The organism is Polaribacter sp. (assembly GCF_049276715.1).
Classification (GTDB): domain Bacteria; phylum Bacteroidota; class Bacteroidia; order Flavobacteriales; family Flavobacteriaceae; genus Polaribacter.
In genome coordinates, this window is the sequence record NZ_JBASWY010000027.1 from 29,935 (window position 1) to 52,099 (window position 22,165).

Consider the following 22,165-nt stretch of genomic DNA (forward strand, 5'->3'; position numbering starts at 1 on the left):
AATAAATTTAGCAAACAAAACGGTTTTCTATTTTATAAAATTAAAAATTATTTGTTTCTATCTTCTTTTTTAGTTGTGTCGTACATAATTGGTGTTGCTACGAATATCGAAGAATATGTACCAACAATTACTCCAATAATTAATGCAAACATAAATCCTTTAATAGAATCACCACCGAAAAAGAAGATGGCCAACATTACTAATAATGTGGTTAAAGAAGTGTTTATAGTTCTTCCTAACGTTTTATTGATTGCATCATTAATCAATTCATTATGTTTTCCTGTCCTTTCGTTTGTAAATTCACGAATTCTATCAAAAATAATTACGGTATCATTCAGAGAATACCCGACCACAGTTAAAATGGCGGCTATAAAAGATTGATCTATTTCCATATCGAAAGGCATAAAACTATAAGCTATAGAGAATACACCTAATACAATTAATACATCATGAAAAACAGCAACTACTGCTCCAATAGAGAAAGATACTTTTCTAAAACGTAGCAAGATGTATAAGAAAACAACTATTAATGAGCCAAAGACTGCGTATAAAGCAGATGTTTTAATATCATCTGCAATTGTTGGGTCTACTTTTCTATAGCTCATAATTCCGTTGGAATTTTCTGCTTTTTCAAAGCCTGGTTTAAAGTTTGCATAAGTTGTGTTACCTATGTAAGGTTTTAATCCTGTAAACAGCGCGTTTTGTACTTCTTCATCTACTTCTTGCCCTTCCTCATCAATTCTATAAACAGTTGTTATTTTTAATTGATTATCTGTACCATACGTTTTAACTTCAGGAGCTGAACCGAATACTTCTTTTAAGTTTGATGCTACTTCTGTTGCATTCATGGCTTTATCAAAACGAACTGTATAAGATCGTCCACCTTTAAAATCAACACCCTGTTTTAATCCTAATGAAAAAATAGAAATTATTCCAATGGTTATAATTGTTCCAGAGATGATATAGGCAATTTTACGTTTTCTAATAAATGCAATATTTATATTAGAGAACCATCCTTTAGAAATAGAGGTGTTAAATGTTAAGTTAGCACCTTTATTAACAGCACTATCAATTAACAATCTAGTTATAAATACAGCTGTGAATAATGAGGTTGCTATACCAATCATTAAAGTTAAAGCAAAACCTTTTATTGGTCCTGTACCAAAAACATATAAAATAATACCTGTTAATAATGTTGTAATATTTGCATCTATAATTGCAGATAAAGCTCCTTTAATAGAGAAACCTTCTTCTACAGATTGTTTTAATCCCTTTTTAAAGGACAAACCTTCTTTAATTCTTTCGAAAATAATTACGTTGGCATCTACAGACATACCAATAGTTAAGATAATACCTGCAATACCAGGTAAAGTTAACACAGCATTAAAAGAAGATAAGACACCAAAAATAAACAAGATATTTACAACTAAAGCTACATTTGCATATATACCAGCCTTTCCATAGTATAATATCATCCAAGCTAACACTAATAAAATAGCCAAACCAAAAGAAATGAAACTTGCATCTATTGCTTCTTGGCCTAAAGACGGACCTACAACTTCTGCTTCAATAATTCTTGCAGCAGCAGGTAGTTTACCCGCTTTTAATACAGTTGCTATATCTTCTGCTTCTGCAACAGTCATGCTTCCTCCAGAAATAGAAGTTCTACCACCAGTAATTGCTTGGTTTACAGAAGGAGCAGTATAAACATAGTCATCTAAAACTACAGCTACAAAATTACCAATGTTATCACCAGTCATTTTTGCCCATTGTTTAGTTCCAGAGCTATTCATGGTCATACTAACTTCTGGTTTGTTTAATTGGTCAAATACTTGAGAAGCATCTAAAATTACATCACCTTCTATAGTTGGTTTTCCTGTTCTGTTGCCTTTTATAGCATATAAACCTATGTATTGGCCTGCATTATCTGCATCAATATTTTTGTTGTCAAAAGGCTTATAGTCCCAAAGAAATTTAGTGTATTTTAAATCTGCAGATAATAAAGCCTGAACTTCTTTTTTCTTTAATAAATTGTTTACAGTAGCTGTATCTGTTACTTTAACTTGTGCAACTAAAGAACTTAATTGTTGTTGGTTTTGAGCAATATTAGGTAGTAAATACGTGAAAAGGTTTTTCTGAACCTTTGTAGAATCTACAGTTTCACCTAATATATCATCAATATTATCTTTTTTAAGAGTGTCTTTTTCAGTTTCTAGAACTGAATCATCTTTTAATAATTCTGCTACTTTTTCATTTGCAGCAAAGAAAAAGTTCTGCACGTCTGCGTTGGTATGTACTTCCCAAAACTGCAATTCAGCTTTACTAGTAATTAGCTTTGCAACACGCTCAGTATCTTTAGCACCTGGTAATTCAATTTGAATTCTCCCAGAATTTCCAATTCTTTGAATGTTTGGCGATGTAACTCCAAATTTATCTATTCTACTTCTTAAAACTTCGAAAGCAGTTCCAATAGAACTATTAATTTCTTCTTGCAAAGTTTCTTTAACAGTAGCATTTGCTTCATTAAAAGCAATTTTTTCGCTTAAAGCTTTGGTTCCAAAAATAGAAGGATCGCTTAATTTTGTAGTTCCTGCAATCTTTTCAAACTCTTCAAAAAATAAATTCAAGTAGGTATCATTACTTTCTCTAAGCCTAACATCTGCTGTTTCTAAAGCTTTATTAAACGCCTCATTTTTAGAATCGTTAGATAAACTTTTTAAAACTTCCTTTACAGATACCTGTAAAACTCCACTAAAACCACCTTTTAAATCTAGACCAAGATTCATCTCTTTGTCTTTTACATCATTATAAGTAAATGATGTAATACCTAAATTTATAATGTCTTTATTGGCAACACTATCTAAATACCTTCTCTCTAAACGAGCTTTTTCTCTTGCATTGTTATCAGTTACCTTGCTTGCAGCGTAAACAGTAGCTTCGTCTTCTACTTTATTCCCTAAAAAAGTAAATGATAATTGATATAAACTCACTAATCCAAAAAGGATTGCGAATAATTTAATAAGTCCTTTGTTTTGCATCTTCGTTATTTTATGTCGACTTCTTTTTTTTAAAACGTGCAAATATAGTATTTCAAAGTAGGGTAAACAATTATTTTATCATATTTGTATAAGTACTTTAAACGATTTTTTAGAATACAAAAATCTCAAAAATTGAGAACTCTTAAAATTGACTATATTTAATCGATTAAATTGATAAAATAACAATACATAAATTATAAATATGGTACACTTATCGGATATTCAAATTGCACAAGCAAAACAATTACTTCATATTAAAGACATTGCAAAAAAGTTAGATGTTCTAGAAGATGATTTAGAAATGTATGGTAAATACAAAGCAAAATTACCTCTGTCTTTAATTGATGATAAAAAAATTGAGAAGAATAATTTGGTATTAGTAACTGCATTAACTCCAACTCCAGCAGGTGAAGGAAAAACAACAGTTTCAATTGGTTTAACTGAAGGCTTAAATAAAATCGGAAAACAGGCAACAGTTGTTTTAAGAGAACCTTCTTTAGGGCCCGTTTTTGGAATAAAAGGAGGTGCAGCAGGTGGTGGATACTCTCAAGTAGTGCCTATGGAAGATATCAATTTGCATTTTACAGGCGATTTCAGCGCTGTAGAAAAAGCAAATAATTTGTTATCGGCTTTAATTGATAATAACATTCAAAGTAAAGCCAATAACTTAAATATCGATCCAAGAACCATTCTTTGGAAAAGAGTTATTGATATGAATGATCGATCTTTAAGAGAGATTACAATTGGTCTAGGTGGAACTGCAAACGGAATTCCAAGACAAGATGGATTTAATATTACTGCTGCTTCTGAAGTGATGGCAATTTTATGCATGGCATCCAATTTAGAAAATTTAAAAGAACGTTTAGGAAACATTTTTATTGGTTTCACTTTTGACAATAAACCAGTTTTTGCCAAAGATTTAGAAGCAGAAAATGCGATGGCTATTTTGTTAAAAGATGCGATTAAGCCCAATTTAGTGCAAACTTTAGAAGAGAATCCTGCAATTATTCATGGAGGTCCTTTTGCAAATATTGCACAAGGAACCAATACAATTATTGCTACAAAAATAGGATTATCACTTTCTAATTATGTAGTTACAGAAGCTGGTTTTGGGGCAGATTTAGGAGCTGAAAAATTCTTAAATATTAAATCTCAGTTTGCAAACTTAAATCCTAAATGTGTGGTTTTGGTTGCTACAATTAGAGCTTTACGTCATCATGGAGGTTCTAAACAAGAAGAATATAACACTCCAAATTTAGAAAGAGTTCAAGAAGGTTTTAAGAATCTTGAAAAACATATAGAAAACATTAGAAAATTTAATATCGAACCTGTAGTTGCAATTAATTCGTTTGTGTCAGATTCTGAAGAAGAAGTTAATTTTGTAATTGCTAAATGTGCCAGTTTAGGAGTAGAAGCTGTTGTTTCTGAAGGTTGGGCAAAAGGCGGAGAAGGAACCAAAAACTTAGCTAAAGCTGTTGTAAATGTGGTTGATAATAAAGCAACACAATACAAACCTTTATACAATTGGAATCAACCAGTAACAGAAAAAATTGAGAAAATTGCAAAAGAAATTTATGGAGCAAAAAATGTGGAATATAGCAAACAAGCTCAATTAAATTTAAGAAGAATTGATAGATTGGGCTTTAATAATTTTGCAATTTGTATGGCAAAAACGCAAAAATCTTTTTCAGATAATGAGTTTTTAATTGGCAGACCAGAAGGTTTTACTGTTACTGTTCGAGAAATTGAAATTGCAGCTGGTGCACAATTTATAATTCCAATTTTAGGGAAAATGATGAGAATGCCAGGATTACCAACAAATCCTGCATCCGAAAATATGACGATTGATAATAATGGTGTTATTTCTGGATTGTCTTAAATTTTAAGAGGTAGTAAAAGTAAAGAAACTAAAAAATCCAGCTTTTAAGCTGGATTTTTCTATTGTTATTAAATTCTAAAACTTGAAATTAATTATAATTCTAACAAAGCGTTTGTTGCAGAAACACCTTCTGCAGAAGCTTTCATTTGTGCTTTTTCGGCATCACTTAAATTGATTTTAACAATGCTTTCAATTCCGTTTTTACCTAAAACAACAGGAACTCCAATACATAAATCATTTAAACCATATTCACCTTCTACCAAAACAGAACAAGGAAAAATTTTCTTTTGATCGCAAGCAATTGCCTGAACTAAACCAGAAACTGCAGCTCCTGGAGCATACCAAGCAGAAGTGCCTAATAATTTTGTTAAAGTTGCACCACCAACTTTAGTGTCTTCTAGAACTTGTGTCAATCTCTCTTCAGAAATAAATTCAGAAACAGGAACAGAATTTCTTGTTGCCAATCTTGTTAAAGGAACCATTCCTGTGTCTGAATGACCACCAATAACCATTCCATCAACATCAGAAATAGGAGCGCCTAAAGCTTCTGCTAATCTGTATTTAAAACGAGCAGAATCTAAAGCTCCACCCATTCCTATAATTCTATTTTTTGGTAACCCTGTAGTTTTATGAACTAAATAAGTCATAGTATCCATAGGATTAGAAACTACGATAATAATTGTATTTGGAGAATGCTCAATTAAGTTTGATGATACTGTTTTTACAATTCCTGCATTTATCCCAATTAATTCTTCACGTGTCATGCCTGGTTTTCTAGGAATACCTGATGTAATTACACAAACACCAGAACCTGCTGTTTTACTGTAATCATTTGTTACGCCAGTAATTTTTGTGTCAAAACCATTTAAAGAAGCTGTTTGCATTAAATCCATAGCTTTGCCTTCTGCAAATCCTTCCTTAATGTCTAATAAAACAACTTCAGAAGCAAAATCTTTTATTGCTATGTATTCTGCACAACTTGCACCTACTGCACCTGCACCAACAACCGTAATTTTCATAATAAATATATTTTTTAAAAGTTAAAATAAGAAGTACAAAAATAAGGTAAATTATTCAAAATAAAGTAGGATTAAAAACAAAAAAAAAGACATCCAAAGAAGGATGTCTTTCATATATTTTTTTCTTATTTATCTAATACTAAATGCAATTCCAGCATTTAATGTGTTATATTCTTGCAATGTGTAATCTGCAAAAATTTTGAAAAAAGCTAGGCTAAGTCTTACACCTGCAGTAGTTCTAAAACTTCCAGCATTAAAGTTTGAGTCTAAAGGATTTGAAATTGTTCTTGACTGTAAGTTATTATAGTTTAGGGTATAATCTCCAGTCATTGATAATGAGGAGTTTCCAGAACCATATCCAAGTCCTCCATAAATATTTATTATTGGGAAGTTCAAAGAAGCGATTGCTTGAAACGTATAAGCATTTAATTTAAAAGCAGCTAAACCATTGTTAGTAGTAATGCTTCCACTACTTTGAATGTCATAGTCAACATTCATATTTGTGTATGATGCTAATAAGGATACATGAAGTGGTGTTTTTCCTAAAGGACCAAACCAATCTGTAATTTCTTTTTTCAAACCAATACCAAAAAGACCTGCTTTTACATCTTCTTGACCAACTTTAGGCAAATAACGAACACTCACTTCAAATTTCGCTGGTAATCCTAAACTTACTTGCACAGCAGGTGCAGGAACAGCATTTAAAGGTAAGCTTTCTTTAATACCTCCAGGAGCGTTAAAAGTAGTACTATAAGTTACTCCATTTTCTACAAAGTTTACTGTTGTAAGAGGGGATGTGTTTTCTGAGCCTCCAACTGTTGCAGCTGTAATTGAACCTGTTGGTTGATTTATAGATGTCAAACCTGATAGCGTAAATATCTCATCAGTTGATGGGATAAAAGATGCATTTACGCCAATAGATATGTCAAAACCAAATGTTTTATGAACTTTGGCTGTGTGATACCATCCACTATTCATTCCATAGATTAAACCTTTCATTGCAGGATTAATGTATGCTTCAGTTAATTTAGATCTATCAGCGTCACCAGCTAATAAATAGCCTTCAAAGCCATCTTGTGCTTTTGTGTTTATAGAGATTGCTACAATTCCTATAAAAATTAAAATATACTTTTTCATTTTTTTTGTTTTGGTTAGAATTTGTTTTCAATAATATTTACAAAGCGAATATAAAAAAAAATACACACTTCTTGTAAAAGTAGTGTGTATATTATTATATTCTTAATTTTTGTTATACGTCTATATTCGCATATTTAGCATTTCTTTCAATAAAATCTCTTCTTGGTGGTACGTCATCTCCCATTAACATAGAAAAAACTCTGTCTGCCTCAGTTGCACTATCGATAACAACTTTACGCAAAGTTCTAAATTCAGGATTCATAGTTGTATCCCAAAGCTGTTCTGCGTTCATTTCTCCAAGACCTTTATAACGTTGAATAGTAACAGAACCTCCCATTTGATGAGCGATTAAATCACGTTGATTGTCATCCCAAGCATATTCTCTTTTTTGTCCTTTTTTAACTAAATACAAAGGAGGAGTTGCAATATAAATATAACCTTGCTCAACCATTTCTCTCATATATCTAAAGAAAAAAGTAAGAATTAATGTTGCAATGTGAGAGCCATCTACATCTGCATCACACATAATAACTACTTTATGATAACGTACTTTCGTTAAATTTAAGGCTCTTGGATCTTCTTCTGTACCAATAGAAACACCTAATGCTGTATACATGTTTTTGATTTCTTCATTCTCAAAAACCTTATGTTGCATCGCTTTTTCAACGTTCAAAATTTTACCTCTTAAAGGCAAAATTGCTTGAAAGTTTCTGTCTCTACCTTGTTTTGCAGTTCCACCTGCAGAATCTCCCTCAACTAAGAAAATTTCACATTGTGCAGGGTCTGTTTCTGAACAGTCAGATAATTTTCCAGGCAGACCACCAATAGACATAACCGTTTTACGTTGTACCATTTCTCTGGCTTTACGTGCTGCATGTCTGGCTGTTGCTGCTAAAATTACTTTCTGAACAATGATTTTAGCATCATTAGGATTTTCCTCTAAATAATCTGTTAACATTTCTGAAACTGCCTGAGAAACTGCAGATGTAACTTCTCTGTTACCTAATTTGGTTTTTGTTTGTCCTTCAAATTGAGGTTCTTGTACTTTTACAGAAATAATTGCAGTTAAACCTTCTCTAAAATCATCACCAGCTATTTCAAATTTTACATTTTTTAGTAAGCCAGAATCATCTGCGTATTTTTTTAATGTGCTTGTTAAACCACGTCTAAAACCAGCTAAATGTGTACCTCCTTCATGTGTGTTGATGTTGTTTACATAAGAATGTAAATTCTCTGCGTAAGATGTATTATACACCATAGCGACTTCTACAGGAATGCCATTTTTTTCACCTTCCATAGAAATTACATTGGCAATTAATTGCTCTCTTGTAGAATCTAAATATTTAATGAATTCTGGTAAACCTTCATCACTATGAAAAATTTCTGTAGGAAAATTACCTTCATCATCTGTAGTTCTTTTATCGGTTAAAGTAATGGTAATTCCTTTATTTAAATATGCTAATTCTCGCATACGAGTTGCGAGTGTTTCGTAATTATAGACAGTTGTTTGCTGAAAAATTGATTTATCTGGCAAAAAAGTAACAATAGTACCAGTAAAATCAGTTTCACCAACCGTTTTTACAGGATACAAAGCTTTTCCTTTAGAATATTCTTGCTGCCAAACTTTCCCTTCTTTATGAACGGTTGCTGTTAAATGTTCAGATAATGCATTTACACAACTAACACCCACACCATGCAAACCTCCAGAAACTTTATAAGAATCTTTATCAAATTTACCTCCTGCACCTATTTTTGTCATTACAACTTGCAATGCAGAAACTCCTTCTTTTTTGTGAATTCCCACAGGAATTCCACGTCCATTATCTTTGGTGGTAACAGAATTATCTTCGTTAATGGTAACATTAATAGTGTCACAATAACCACCCATTGCTTCATCAATAGAGTTATCTACAACTTCATAAACTAAATGATGCAAACCACGTATACCAACATCTCCAATGTACATTGAAGGACGCATTCTAACATGCTCCATTCCTTCTAATGCCTGAATACTGGAGGCATCATATTCTTTTTTAATTTCTTCGCTCATTATAAATGTAAATTATTTATTTAAGGTTGATAAAACTTGAATAGAATACAAGTTTTGTAAATCCAAATTTACAATTTTCGAGTTGATTTTAAAGTGTTTTTACCAATTTAATGTCAAAATTATCAACATTTGTTAAAAACGTAAAAGTGTCTTAAATCGCTTAAAAAGGGTTTTATTTCTGATTTTTAAAATTTTTAATATTGTATAATTTTAATAAAACAAAAAAATCTCACAGAAGTGAGATTTTTTAAATTATGTTTTCTTAAAAAAGATGTTTATTATTCTATTTCCTTATAATTTTTACATTCATTTCTTCCACTTTTTTATCAGATAAAATAGAAGGTGCATTAAATAATAAATCTTCAGAGGTTCCTGTTTTTGGGAAAGCCATAACTTCTCTAATCGAAACTTTTTTCTCTAAAATCATCATTAACCTGTCTATTCCCCATGCAATTCCTCCATGAGGTGGTGCTCCATATTGAAACGCTTTGTACATAGTTCCAACACTTTTTAGCATTTCTTCTTTATTGTAACCCATATTTTTATAGGTTGCTTCTAAAATTTCTGCTTTGTGAGCACGAACTGAACCTCCACCAATTTCATAACCGTTCAAAATTAAATCATATTGCTGCGCAATAATAGTTCCAATTTGGGTATCATTATTATTCATGTGCTTTTCTAAATCGTAAATTGCTGGCATGGAAAACGGATTATGTGTAAAAGTCCATCTGCCTTCTTCTGTTCTTTCGAACATTGGGAAATCTACAACCCAAGCTGGTCTTAGTTCTTTAGGGTTTATCAACTTTAAGATTTTTCCCATTTCTTGACGAACAGCATCCAAAGCTTTGTTAGCAGTTGCATAATCTGCTGCTGAGAAAAATACGATATCACCAACTTTGGCATCAGCTGCTTTAATAATGTTTGCTGCTATTTCTTCCCCTAAAAACTTAATTATTGGCGATTGTAAATCGTTTTCATTAACGATAATATATGCCAAACCACCCAAACCATTTTGTTGAGCAATGGCAGTTAAATTTTCTATTTGTCCTTTAGACATTCTGCTTTTACCTTGTTCTTTGGCAGAAACTTTTATGCATTTTACAATTCCACCTTCTTCAATAGGTTTGCTAAAAACTTGAAAAGTAGTTTCTTTTACAATATTTGTGATGTCTTGCATTTGCAAACCAAAACGTAAATCTGGTCTATCACAACCATATTTGTCCATCGCGTTTTTATAGGTAATTACTTCAAAAGGATGTAAAATCCATTTTTTACCATAGATTTTAGTAACCACTTCATTAAACATTTTTGTGTTTAAATTAATGATTTCCTGCATACTTGCATACGCCATTTCAATATCTAATTGTGTAAATTCTGGTTGTCTGTCTCCTCTAGAATCTTCATCTCTAAAACAACGTGCAATCTGGAAATATTTCTCAAAACCACCTACCATTAACATTTGCTTGAATTGCTGAGGAGCTTGAGGTAAAGTATAAAAAGAACCTGCCTGTTTTCTGGTGGGTACAATAAATTCTCTTGCACCTTCATCTGTACCAGCAGTTAAAATCGGAGTTTCTATTTCTAAAAATTCTTCTTTATCTAAAATATCACGCAATAATTTAATTACTTTGTGTCTGTTTACAATTGCTTTGCGAACATCCTCATTTCTGTGGTCTAAAAATTTATACTGAAAACGAGTTGTTTCATTGGTTTTCATTGCTCTTTTTATTTCAAAAGGCAATGTTTTAGATAAGTTTAAAATTTCTAAAGTTGATGTTTCTAATTCAATTTTACCTGTTCTTAAACCTGCATTGTAATCATCTTCTTTACGCTGAACCACAAAACCAGTCACCATAATTACAGTTTCTGGTTTTAATTTTACCAATTCGTCTAAATTAGGGAAGGTTTCTCTGCTTAAACGTACTTGTAAAATTTCTGTGCTAGAATCGCGCAAATCAATAAAAATTAATTCTCCATGATCTCTTACACTAGAAACCCAGCCAGCTAAAGTTACTTTTTCTTTAATGGAAGTTTCTGATAATTGTGAAACTTTATGTGTTCTGTAGGTTTCTTTTATGATGATTGGAGTTTTTTTTAATTCCTCCTCGTTTTTAGCTGTTTGCTTTTGGCTATTTGCCTTTGGCTTTTCATTAATTTTTAAAGGAGAATTATTATAGGCCGAATTTTCGCTAATAGCGTCCAAAATTCCTTGTCGAATCACTTTTCCAGAAGCACCTTTACCAATAATGGCAATTACCTTACCAACAAGAATTCCTGCTTTTCCTTGGTTCCCTGCTTTAATGTCATTGGCAATGGCTTCATTTTCTGCAATTACTTGTAAAACAGCTAACTTAATTTTTTCTTCAGAAATTGTATTATCTTCAAAATACTTGTTATAATCGAATTTTCTATCTTTTAAGTAATTTATAATTGCATTCTGAACCAAAACAGCTGTTATTTTTTCTGCTTTAAAAAGTTGAAAAATTTCTGTTAAATGATCGACATCATGAATATCTTTATATTCGTCTGCATTTATATTATTCACCAAAGTTTTGGCAACAAAAGACGGATCTTTAATTACATTATTAATAGAAATGAAAGTTTCAGAACGCAAAGAATCAGCCGTAAAAAACTTTGCATCTTGTGGTAAAACTCCACCTTTTATCAAAATAGATTCTACTGCAAAAGGCAAAGAACTGATATCAACATCAATACTCTCAACTACATTTTTTATGTTTACGAAAGGCAAATCTGGTTCAGAAATAAATCTGTAATCCGCTTCAAATTCCTTTTTACGCATAGTTTTGGTTTGCTTTAAATCTGCATCCCATAAAACCGTTGTTTGGTCTGGTCTAAACTCTTTGTTATCTAAATAATAGGTAATTTGTTTTTCAATTTCTTCCTTTAAAGCCTCCACCATAAACTTAAACGAATTCAAGTTTTTAATTTCTGTTCTTGGGTTTAAATTGTATGTATGTTTTTTTCTAAGTGACACAGAAACATCACTTTTAAATTCTCCTTTTTCAAGGTTTGCTTCGGATATTTTTAAATTCTGAACAATTCTCTGAATATATTGTGCATAGGTTGATGCATCTTCAATATTTCTGATACAAGGTTCTGTAACAATTTCAATTAAAGGAACTCCTGCTTTGTTAAAATCGACTAAAGAAATTTTCTTTTCGTGCATCAATTTTGCTGCATCTTCCTCTATATGAACTTGCGTTAAATTCACAGTAAACTGACTTCCATCATTTCTAAAACAAGAAACTTGTCCATCAGGAATAACAGGGTTATGAAACTGTGTTATTTGAATATTTTTTGGGTTATCAGGATATTCGTAGTGTTTACGATCCCAAGAAATTACTTCATTTTGAAAAGTAGATTTTACAGCTTTTCCAAAATAAATAGCCTTGGTAATTGCTTCTTTATTTATAGATGGTAAAACACCCATTTGCCCAGTACAAACCGAACATATATTGGTGTTTGGTTGTTCTGTTTCTTCGTTTGCACATGAACAAAATAATTTCGATTTTGTGTTTAAACGAACATGAGTTTCTAAACCGATTACCAGTTCTAAATCGTGTTTTTTTAGTAAGTCATTTAATTTCTCTAGTTCCATTATATCAAATCATTTAAGAAATTAGCGAATTGCAAAACAAGTTCGTCATTATTTTTAGCGGCTGTTATTTGTAAACCAGTTTCAGTGCCTTTAGGAATTGTAAGCGTTGGTAATTGCCCTAAACTAAATCCAACAGTATAAGCATCAGATAAATACATTGCTAAAGGATCTTTTAAGCTATCGCCAATTTTAGGCGGAGTAGAAGGTGTTACAGGTGATAAAATAACATCAACTTCTTTAAAATCTTTTTCAAAATTACCAGAAATTTGATCCCTTAAATTCAATCCTTTTAAATAAATTTCATCAGAAAAACCTTGAGATAAAACTTGATTTCCACCCACAATTCTTCTTTTTGTTTCTTCAGAAAAATTTTCTGAACGTGTAATAGAATAGGTGTCTTTTAAATTATCACCTTCCATTCTATTGCCATAATTGGTGCCATCTAATCTTGATAAATTTGATGCAGTTTCAGCCATTGCCAAAGTATAATAAGTAGAAACCAACGTGTCCGATTCAAAGAAATCTAATTCTTTCACTTCAATTCCTTTCGCTTTAATTTTTTCTATGGATGCTAAAAAATCTGCTTTAACTTTAGGATTGATAGCATTAGAATTAATGAAATTTTTAAAGTATCCAACCGTTTTTATTTTATCAGAATTTAAAATACTTTCTTCAGAAATTGTTTTAGATTGATAAGTAGTTTGATCTTTCGCATCTTTGCCACTCATGGCATTTAAAACAATTCTGATATCTTCTATCGATTTTGCAATGGGTCCAACACAATCTGTAGAAGATGCATAAGCCATTAAACCAAATCTTGAAATTCTTCCATAAGTAGGTTTCATTCCAAAGACATGATTATAACCTGCAGGTTGACGAATTGAACCTCCTGTATCTCCACCAATGGAAAAAATGGTATAATCTTTGGCAACATTTACAGCAGAACCACCAGAAGAACCTCCACCAACTAAATCAGTATTTATAGCGTTTTTTACTGCGCCAAAAATGGTATTTTCCGATGATGAACCATGACCAAAACTATCGCAGTTTTCTTTAACTAAGGGAATTGCTCCAGCATCTAATAATTTCTGAATGGCAGTTGCTGTATAAGGCGATTTGTAGTTTTTTAGTAAATCTGAACTTGCTGTAGCTAAAGTGCCTTGCAACATATAAACGTCTTTTATACCAAAAGGAATTCCTTCTAATAAACCAATTTCTTCGCCATTTGCAATTTTAGTATCTACTTTTTTTGCCAAGTTTAGTGCAGTTTCTTCTAAAAGTGAATTGACTGTATTGTGTGTGTTCTTTTTTAATAAATCCAAACGTTCTCTTACCAATTCTAAACAAGAAATTTCCTTGTTTTTAAGTTGATTGTGGATTTCTCTAATTTTACTCATATATTTTATTTTTTAGCCTTGTTGTTATTAACTAACAACTAAAAACCAACAACTAAAAACTATTTTTTATTCTTCTATCACTTTTGCCACAACTAAATAGCCGTTTTTTTCTTGTGGAAAGTTTTCGATGATGATTTGTTTTTCCATTTGTGAACTATCAATGACAATATCTTCTCTTAAATTATCCAAGGTTACAGTATTTTTATTGTTAAATGAATGATCATTTACTGTGTTCGCATTTTTAATTACTTCAAATAAATTATTTACAGCTTCAGATGGCTTTGCTCCTTTAATACTAGACAATATGTCTACTGTCATTATTTTATTCATGTTATATTTTTAATTAAAAAAAGCCTTCCGATTTCGGAAGGCTTTATGTATATTTTAAATAATAACCTTCCTATCCTAATAAATTAGGATTATTGATGTTATTATTGTTCATGTTATGTTTCATAATTATTCTGAACTGAATTCAGTTTCTTTTAATACTAGTTACAAATATATATAGAATTGTTTTGTCTGCAAGGTTTTTATTTTCTTTTCAAACAAAGCACCAATAATTTAATTTCTAAATCATTGGTGCTTTCATTAATTCAGTAATCTCAAATCAAACATACGTTTGGAAGCACAAAAAAACCATTTTTAATTCTTATTTTAAATAGATTATTGTTAATATGTTTTAATCTGTAACCTATATTTAATATTTAATACTTTACTGAAAGCACGAAATCGATTGATTTATTTTTTTTTGTGAATTATTTACCTTTTAAAAAAGGTAAAATAAAACTTGCTCAAATAAAAAACCCTTTCTACATTTGTAGCTCAATGAAAAGAACTCAAAACATTTCTTGGTGGTGGAACTCTCTTAATCAATAAAGTGAGAAAAAAACCTATATATGTTATAAATATAAAAAAAGGCTTATCTCACGATAAGCCTTTTTCAATTCAAAAAAATGAAAAATATAAAATTTAAAGCAATCTTTAAAACCAAAATTGCAGATACCATAACTCCTGTAGGTTTGTATTTGCGTTTTAGAGATACTTATGCAAATACACTTTTATTAGAAAGTTCAGATTATCATAGTAAAGACGAAAGTTTTACATTTATTGCTATTGAGCCTGTGGTTTCGATTAAAGCAGAAAACCATTATTTAAGTTTTTCGCATAAAGGAGTTGCATTAGAAAATAAAAAAATAGCAAGAAATTTTAATTCAATTTTCGAAAATTATAGTAAAAAAATTGAGTTGGATTGCCCAGCAGAATTAAAATCTTTTAACGGATTTTATGGTTATACAACTTATGATTCAGTTCAGTATTTCGAAAATATTGAGTTAAAAGTTAAAGAAGCTCCATCTGCAATTCCCTTATTGCAATACAGTTTTTACAGATTTATTATTGCCATTAATCATTTTAATGATGAAATGACATTGATAGAAAATATTGAGGAAGGCACAGAATCTCGAATAAAAGAAATTCAGAAAATTATTGATGCACAGGCTTTTAATACACAAAAGTTTGAGATTGTTGGCGATGAAACATCTAATGTAAAAGGAGACGAATTTATAGAGTATGTAAGAAAAGCAAAATTACATTGTAAACGTGGAGATGTTTTTCAATTGGTTTTATCACGCCAATTTCAGCAAAAATTTAAAGGAGATGAATTTAATGTATACAGGGCTTTACGATCTATAAATCCATCACCTTATTTGTTTTATTTTGATTATGGTTCTTTTAAATTGATGGGTTCATCACCTGAAGCACAGATTAAGATTTCTGGAGGAAAAGCAACTATCAATCCAATTGCTGGTACTTTTCGAAGAACTGGAGATATGGCCAAGGATATTCAGTTAGGTAAAAAACTATCTGCAGATAAAAAGGAAACCGCAGAACATGTAATGTTGGTAGATTTGGCTCGAAACGATCTAAGTAAACACGCAAATAATGTTACTGTGGATGTTTTTAAAGAGGTGCAATATTTTAGTCATGTAATTCATTTAGTATCTACAGTTTCTGGTCAGCTAAAAGGAAACCCTATAGAAATTGTGGGCGATACTTTCCCTGCAGGAACTTTAAGTGGTGCACCAAAATACAAGGCTATGCAATTAATTGATACGTATGAAAATCAATCTCGTGGGTTTTATGGAGGAGCAGTAGGAATTATTGGTCTAGATGGTTCTGTAAACTTGGCAATTGCAATTCGCTCTTTTGTAAGTAAAAATAACATATTGTATTATCAAGCAGGAGCAGGGATTGTGATTCATTCAGATGAAGAAAAAGAATTACAAGAAGTAAATAATAAATTAGCAGCGTTAAAAAAAGCTTTGATTTTAGCGGAGAATATATAAATTATTAAAAGATTTAAGATTTAAAGATTCAAGAATTTTTAAATTATTTAATCATTCAATTTTTCAATAAAAGATGAAAATATTAATATTAGATAATTACGATTCGTTTACTTACAACCTAGTTCATATGGTTGAGAAAATCACAGGAAATTTTCCTGCGGTTTTTAGAAATGACGAAATTAGTATTGAGGATGTTGGAAATTATGATATGATCATGTTATCTCCAGGACCTGGGATTCCAGACGAAGCAGGAATTTTAAAAGATGTCATAAAAACCTATGCAGGTATTAAACCAATATTTGGAGTTTGTTTGGGTTTACAAGCAATTACTGAAGTTTTTGGAGGAACAATTATTAATCTTGATGAAGTTTTTCATGGAGTTGCCACAGAAATGAGAGTAACAGATAAAAATGCAACAATCTTTAAAGATGTTCCAGAAGTATTTTTAGCAGCTCGTTATCACTCTTGGGCAGCAACAGATAAAGGTTTCCCAGAAGAAATCCAAGTAACTGCAAGAGACGAAGATGGATTAATTCAAGCAATTGAACATAAAGTATTTCCAATTTCTGCGGTTCAATTTCATCCAGAATCTATTTTAACGGATGTTGGTGAGCAATTAGTTGCCAATTTTATTAATTCCCATCTCAATCTTCCCAAAGGGAAGAAGTAGCAAGTTTATGAAAAAAGAAAGAGAATAAATATAGATATTAACACAAGAGTGTTTTCCCCTTTGGGGAAATTAATAGGGGATAATGAAAGATATTTTAAACAGATTATATAATCACGAAAGATTGTCTAAATCAGAAGCAAAACAAATCTTAATTGATATTGCTGCTGAAAAACACAATGATGCCCATTTAGCATCATTTATGACTGTTTTTATGATGCGTCCAATTACAGCAGATGAACTTTCTGGTTTTAGAAATGCTTTAAAAGAATTAGCAATAAAAGTAGATTTTTCTGATTACAATACCATTGATATTGTTGGAACTGGTGGTGATGGAAAAGATACTTTTAACATCTCAACCTTAACATCCTTTATTGTTGCAGGAACAGGTCAGAAAGTAGCAAAACATGGCAATTACTCTGTCTCTTCACAATCTGGTTCGTCTGATATGTTAGAAAGTTTTGGGTATCAATTTACCAATGATGAAAACATTTTAAAAGAGCATTTAGAGAAAGCTAATATCTGTTTTTTACACGCCCCAAAATTTCATCCAGCAATGAAAGCTGTTGGACCAACAAGAAAAGCGTTGGCTCTAAAAACTTTTTTTAACATTTTAGGGCCTTTGGTAAACCCAAGTTCGCCCAAAAACCACATGCTAGGAACCTTTAATTTAGAAGTTGCACGTTTGTACAATTATATTTTACAAGATGAAGAAAATATCAATTACGGAATTATCCATGCCATAGATGGTTATGATGAAATTTCGTTAACAAGTGGATTTAAATTCTTCACTAAAAATGGTGAGCAAATTATAAATCCAGAAGATTTAGGACAAAAAAGAATTCATCAATCAGAAATTTTAGGAGGAAATTCTGTTTCTGATGCAGCAAAAATTTTTAAAACGATTATTGACGGAAAAGGAACAGAGGCTCAAAATAATGTAGTGCTAACAAATGCTGCGTTTGCCTTAACAATTATTGATGATTCAAAAAGTTTCGAAACTGCTTTTGAACAAGCAAAAGATTCGCTTTTTGGATTAAAAGCCAAACAAACTTTATACAAGTTAACAAGTTTATAAAATGACAAAAAAGAAGAATAATTTAATTCTAATAATCCCAGCATTTTTATTGATGGGAACTGCAATTGGCGTTCAGACAAAGAATCTTTTTAGGGATTCTGTTACTGGTTTAATAGTTGGCGTTATTGTTTACTTTTTTTTGAAATATAGAAATAAAAAATATCATAATTAAAATTTTGTAATACTTAAAATGACAATTTTAGATAAAATAATCGCATTTAAAAAAAAGGAAGTTGCTAAATTAAAAGCAGAAGTTCCTGTTAAAAAATTGGTAGAAAGCCCTGCATTTAAAAGAACACCATTTTCTTTAAAAAAATCTTTGTTAGAAGTTAGATCAACAGGAATAATTGCCGAGTTTAAACGTCAATCGCCTTCGAAAGGAATCATCAATGACAAAGTAACTATTGCAGAGGTAACCAATGGATATTTAGATGCAAATGTAGCTGCACAATCTATCTTAACAGATACTTCTTTTTTTGGTGGAACCATGGCAGATTTAATGCAGGCAAGAGTTATCAATCAATACAAGCCTATTTTAAGAAAAGATTTTGTAGTGGATGGTTTTCAAATTGTGGAGGCCAAAGCAATTGGTGCAGACGTAATTTTATTAATTGCATCTTGCTTAACATCATTAGAATTAAAAAACTATGGAAACCTAGCAAAAGATTTAGGTTTAGAAGTTTTGTATGAAGTGCATACAAAAGAAGATTTAGATAAAATTAATGATTTAGATAACAAGATTATCGGAATTAATAACCGAAATTTAAAGACTTTCGAAGTTGATTTAGAGCATTCTATAAAGTTAGCAAATCAAATTCCAGATACTTGTGTAAAAATTTCAGAAAGTGGTATTTCTGATCCTAAAATTATTACAGGATTAAAAGAGTTTGGATTTCACGGTTTTTTAATTGGTGAAAGTTTTATGAAAGAAGAGAACCCAGGAGAAGCTTGTAAAGAATTTATCAGTCAAATTAGATAAAAGAAGCCTCCTCTAACTCCTCCAAAAGAGGAGAACTCTCACTGTTGAGAAAATTAAAAATGAATAAAAAAGAACAACATAAAACACAAACTAACTCACGTGTATTCGCCTTTGGGGAAACAGGGGCTCTGAAACTAAAAGTTTGCGGAATGAAATTCACAGAAAATATCCAAGAAGTTGCAGCATTGCAACCTGACTATTTGGGCTTTATTTTCTATGAAAAATCTAAAAGAAACTTTGAAGGCATTATTCCAGAATTTTCAAAATCTATTAAGAAAACAGGGGTTTTTGTAAATGAATATTTAGAGATTGTAATTTCTTTGGTTGAGGAATATCAGCTAGATGCAATTCAGTTACATGGAGATGAAACTGTTGAATATATTACGCAATTAAAATCTCTTTTAGCAGAGAGAAGAGCTTTGTTTATTGAAGAGAATAGGCAAATAAAAAAAGAAAAAAATAAACATAAAATTTCTGACTTATCTGTAGAAATAATTAAGGTTTTTGGAATAAAAGATGATTTTAATTTTGATGCTTTAGAACCTTATTTAGAGGTTGTAGACTATTTTTTATTCGATACCAAAGGAAAAGAAAGAGGGGGGAATGGAACAAAATTCGATTGGAGAGTTTTAGAAAATTATCCTTTTAAAAAACTGTTCTTTTTAAGTGGAGGTATTGGCTTAGATGATGTAGAACAATTACAAATAGTGATAAACCAAAATTTACCAATTTATGGTTTGGATGTTAATAGTAAATTTGAAACCAAACCAGGAGTTAAGAAAATAGAAGATTTATATAAATTTAAACAAGACGTCATTACGAACAAAGTGAAGTAATCTGTTAATTAATAATTTCGATTTATAATGAACAGATTGCTTCGTGACTCGCAATGACAAATAAACATAAAAAGATGAAATCAAAATTTCACCCAGACAAAAATGGATATTTTGGACAATTTGGAGGCGCATTTATTCCAGAATTGTTATATCCAAATGTGAAAGAGTTAGAGGATAATTACATTCAAATTATCGAATCTGAAGAATTTCAAACGGAATATAAATCGTTATTAAAGGAATACGTTGGTCGTCCAACACCTTTATATTTTGCAAAACGTTTGTCAGAAAAATATGGTGCACATATTTATTTAAAGCGAGAGGATCTAAATCATACAGGAGCGCATAAAATTAACAATACTGTTGGGCAAATTTTAATCGCAAAAAAATTGGGTAAAACTAAAATTATTGCAGAAACAGGTGCAGGGCAACATGGAGTTGCTACAGCAACCGTTTGTGCATTAATGGGTTTAGATTGTACTGTTTTTATGGGCGAAAAAGATATTGTACGTCAAGCACCAAATGTTGCCAGAATGAAAATGTTAGGAGCAAAAGTGGTACCTGCAATTTCTGGTTCTAAAACTTTAAAAGACGCTACAAATGAAGCCATTAGATATTGGATTCAGAATCCTGATACATTTTATTTAATTGGTTCTGTTGTTGGGCCACATCCTCATCCAGATATGGTTGCTAGATTGCAAGCAATAATTTCTGAGGAAATGAAATGGCAATTAAAAGAAAAAACAGGCAAAGAGAATCCTGATACCATAATTGCTTGTGTTGGTGGAGGCTCTAATGCTGCTGGTGCTTTCTATCATTACATGGATGACGAAGATGTAGAATTAATTGCAGTAGAAGCTGCAGGATTGGGAGTAAATTCAGGCGAAAGTGCTGCAACTTCTCAATTAGGAGAAGTAGGAATTATACATGGTTCTAAAACCATTTTAATGCAAGATAAATATGGACAAATTGTGGAGCCATATTCTATTTCTGCTGGCTTAGATTATCCTGGAGTTGGTCCTTTGCACGCTTTTTTATACGAAAGTAAAAGAGCTGTTTTTATGAATGCAACAGATAAAGAAGCTTTAGCTGCCGCTTTTGAGCTAACTAAAATAGAAGGTATAATTCCTGCTTTAGAGACTGCACATGCATTGGCTGTTTTACCAAAAATGAAACTAAGAAAAGATCAAGTAGTAGTCATCAATTTATCTGGAAGAGGAGATAAGGATTTAGAAACTTACATTAAACATTTAGAAGATTAAGCCATGAATTCACTTCAAAAATTATTTCAACAAAAAGATAAAAATCTTTTATCAATATATTTTACTTGTGGTTATCCAAATTTAGACGATACCACAAAAGTTATATCAGCATTAGAAAAAAGTAATGTTGATTTTATTGAAGTTGGTTTACCATATTCAGATCCTTTGGCTGATGGGCCAACGATTCAAGAAAGTAGTCATAGAGCTTTACAAAATGGAATTAATTTAGATGTTATTTTTGAACAGCTGATGACTGTTAAAAACATCAATAAAACTCCTTTGGTTTTAATGGGATATTTAAACCAAATGTTAAAGTATGGTGAAGATAAGTTTTGCAAGAAAGTTATTGAATGCGGAATTGATACATTAATAATTCCGGATTTACCAATGATTGAGTATGAAAACCATTATCAAAAATTATTTGATAAATATGGATTGACAAATGTTTTTTTAATCACACCAAATACATCAATAGAAAGGATTCATAGAATTGATTCATACACAAAAGCTTTTATATACGTGGTTGCTTCTTCTTCAATTACTGGAGCGAAAGGCGAAATTTCTAATCAACAGATAGCTTATTTTGAAAGAATTAAAGCGATGAATTTACAAAGTAAGTTAATTATTGGTTTTGGTATTTCTGATAAATCAACTTTTACGACTGCTTGTAAATATTCAAATGGAGCAATTATTGGTTCTGCTTTTATAAAAGATTTAAGTAAAAATGGAGTTGGAAATATTGATTCTTTTATAAAACCAATTATTGCTTAAACTTAATATTACTATTTAACTTTAGTTTTGTTCAAACTTACATCAATGCTCTATATAAAAGCATGTAAATACAATTCTATATTCAGTCAAA

General features: G+C 31.0%; 15 protein-coding genes. 8 read left to right on the forward strand and 7 right to left on the reverse strand.

What is annotated here, in order from left to right:
- Positions 1–47: 47 nt before the first annotated feature.
- The gene (secDF, locus tag WAO74_RS07750) at positions 48–3,038 is read right to left on the reverse strand and encodes a protein translocase subunit SecDF (RefSeq protein ID WP_422160961.1); all 2,991 of its coding nucleotides are present in this window, start codon (positions 3,036–3,038) and stop codon (positions 48–50) included.
- A 202-nt stretch (positions 3,039–3,240) separates the two neighbouring features.
- Between secDF and WAO74_RS07755 the strand changes: the two genes are divergently transcribed.
- Positions 3,241–4,917: a formate--tetrahydrofolate ligase gene (locus tag WAO74_RS07755; protein ID WP_422160963.1), complete on the forward strand. Its 1,677-nt coding sequence runs from the start codon at positions 3,241–3,243 to the stop codon at positions 4,915–4,917.
- 92 nt (positions 4,918–5,009) lie between these two features.
- On the opposite strand, the gene mdh is transcribed toward WAO74_RS07755, so the two are convergent.
- From mdh to WAO74_RS07785, 6 genes are all read right to left on the reverse strand, one after another.
- Entirely contained in the window at positions 5,010–5,936 is a 927-nt protein-coding gene (gene mdh, locus WAO74_RS07760) for a malate dehydrogenase (protein ID WP_422160965.1), read from the reverse strand.
- 129 nt (positions 5,937–6,065) lie between these two features.
- Positions 6,066–7,073 carry a DUF6588 family protein gene (locus WAO74_RS07765; protein ID WP_422160966.1) on the reverse strand — a complete coding sequence of 336 codons (1,008 nt, stop codon included), beginning with the start codon at positions 7,071–7,073 and terminating at the stop codon, positions 6,066–6,068.
- A gap of 112 nt (positions 7,074–7,185) precedes the next feature.
- Entirely contained in the window at positions 7,186–9,123 is a 1,938-nt protein-coding gene (gyrB, locus tag WAO74_RS07770; RefSeq protein WP_422160968.1) for a DNA topoisomerase (ATP-hydrolyzing) subunit B, read from the reverse strand.
- A gap of 283 nt (positions 9,124–9,406) precedes the next feature.
- Positions 9,407–12,742, reverse strand: a complete 3,336-nt coding sequence (gene gatB/aspS / locus WAO74_RS07775) for a bifunctional amidotransferase subunit GatB/aspartate--tRNA ligase AspS (RefSeq protein ID WP_422160970.1) — start codon at positions 12,740–12,742, stop codon at positions 9,407–9,409.
- Complete coding sequence (locus WAO74_RS07780) at positions 12,742–14,139, reverse strand: amidase family protein (protein ID WP_422160971.1); 1,398 nt, start codon at positions 14,137–14,139, stop codon at positions 12,742–12,744. The genes gatB/aspS and WAO74_RS07780 overlap by 1 nt, the downstream gene beginning before the upstream one ends.
- A gap of 66 nt (positions 14,140–14,205) precedes the next feature.
- Positions 14,206–14,457 (reverse strand): hypothetical protein, encoded by a 252-nt coding sequence (locus WAO74_RS07785; RefSeq protein WP_422160973.1) that lies wholly within the window; start codon positions 14,455–14,457, stop codon positions 14,206–14,208.
- 635 nt (positions 14,458–15,092) lie between these two features.
- On the opposite strand from WAO74_RS07785, the gene WAO74_RS07790 reads away from it, so the two are divergent.
- The 7 genes from WAO74_RS07790 (at position 15,093) to trpA (ending at position 22,074) form a co-directional block, all read left to right on the forward strand.
- Positions 15,093–16,484, forward strand: coding sequence for an anthranilate synthase component I family protein (locus WAO74_RS07790; RefSeq protein ID WP_422160974.1), 1,392 nt, complete (start codon positions 15,093–15,095; stop codon positions 16,482–16,484).
- Positions 16,485–16,557: 73 nt separating this feature from the next.
- Positions 16,558–17,154 carry an anthranilate synthase component II gene (locus WAO74_RS07795; protein ID WP_422160976.1) on the forward strand — a complete coding sequence of 199 codons (597 nt, stop codon included), beginning with the start codon at positions 16,558–16,560 and terminating at the stop codon, positions 17,152–17,154.
- A gap of 82 nt (positions 17,155–17,236) precedes the next feature.
- Positions 17,237–18,229: an anthranilate phosphoribosyltransferase gene (trpD, locus tag WAO74_RS07800; protein ID WP_422160978.1), complete on the forward strand. Its 993-nt coding sequence runs from the start codon at positions 17,237–17,239 to the stop codon at positions 18,227–18,229.
- 190 nt (positions 18,230–18,419) lie between these two features.
- Positions 18,420–19,208: an indole-3-glycerol phosphate synthase TrpC gene (gene trpC / locus WAO74_RS07805; RefSeq protein ID WP_422160979.1), complete on the forward strand. Its 789-nt coding sequence runs from the start codon at positions 18,420–18,422 to the stop codon at positions 19,206–19,208.
- A 149-nt stretch (positions 19,209–19,357) separates the two neighbouring features.
- The gene (locus WAO74_RS07810) at positions 19,358–20,044 is read left to right on the forward strand and encodes a phosphoribosylanthranilate isomerase (RefSeq protein ID WP_422160981.1); all 687 of its coding nucleotides are present in this window, start codon (positions 19,358–19,360) and stop codon (positions 20,042–20,044) included.
- A 74-nt stretch (positions 20,045–20,118) separates the two neighbouring features.
- Entirely contained in the window at positions 20,119–21,303 is a 1,185-nt protein-coding gene (trpB, locus tag WAO74_RS07815) for a tryptophan synthase subunit beta (protein WP_422160982.1), read from the forward strand.
- 3 nt (positions 21,304–21,306) lie between these two features.
- Positions 21,307–22,074, forward strand: coding sequence for a tryptophan synthase subunit alpha (gene trpA, locus WAO74_RS07820; RefSeq protein WP_422160984.1), 768 nt, complete (start codon positions 21,307–21,309; stop codon positions 22,072–22,074).
- Positions 22,075–22,165 lie beyond the last annotated feature (91 nt).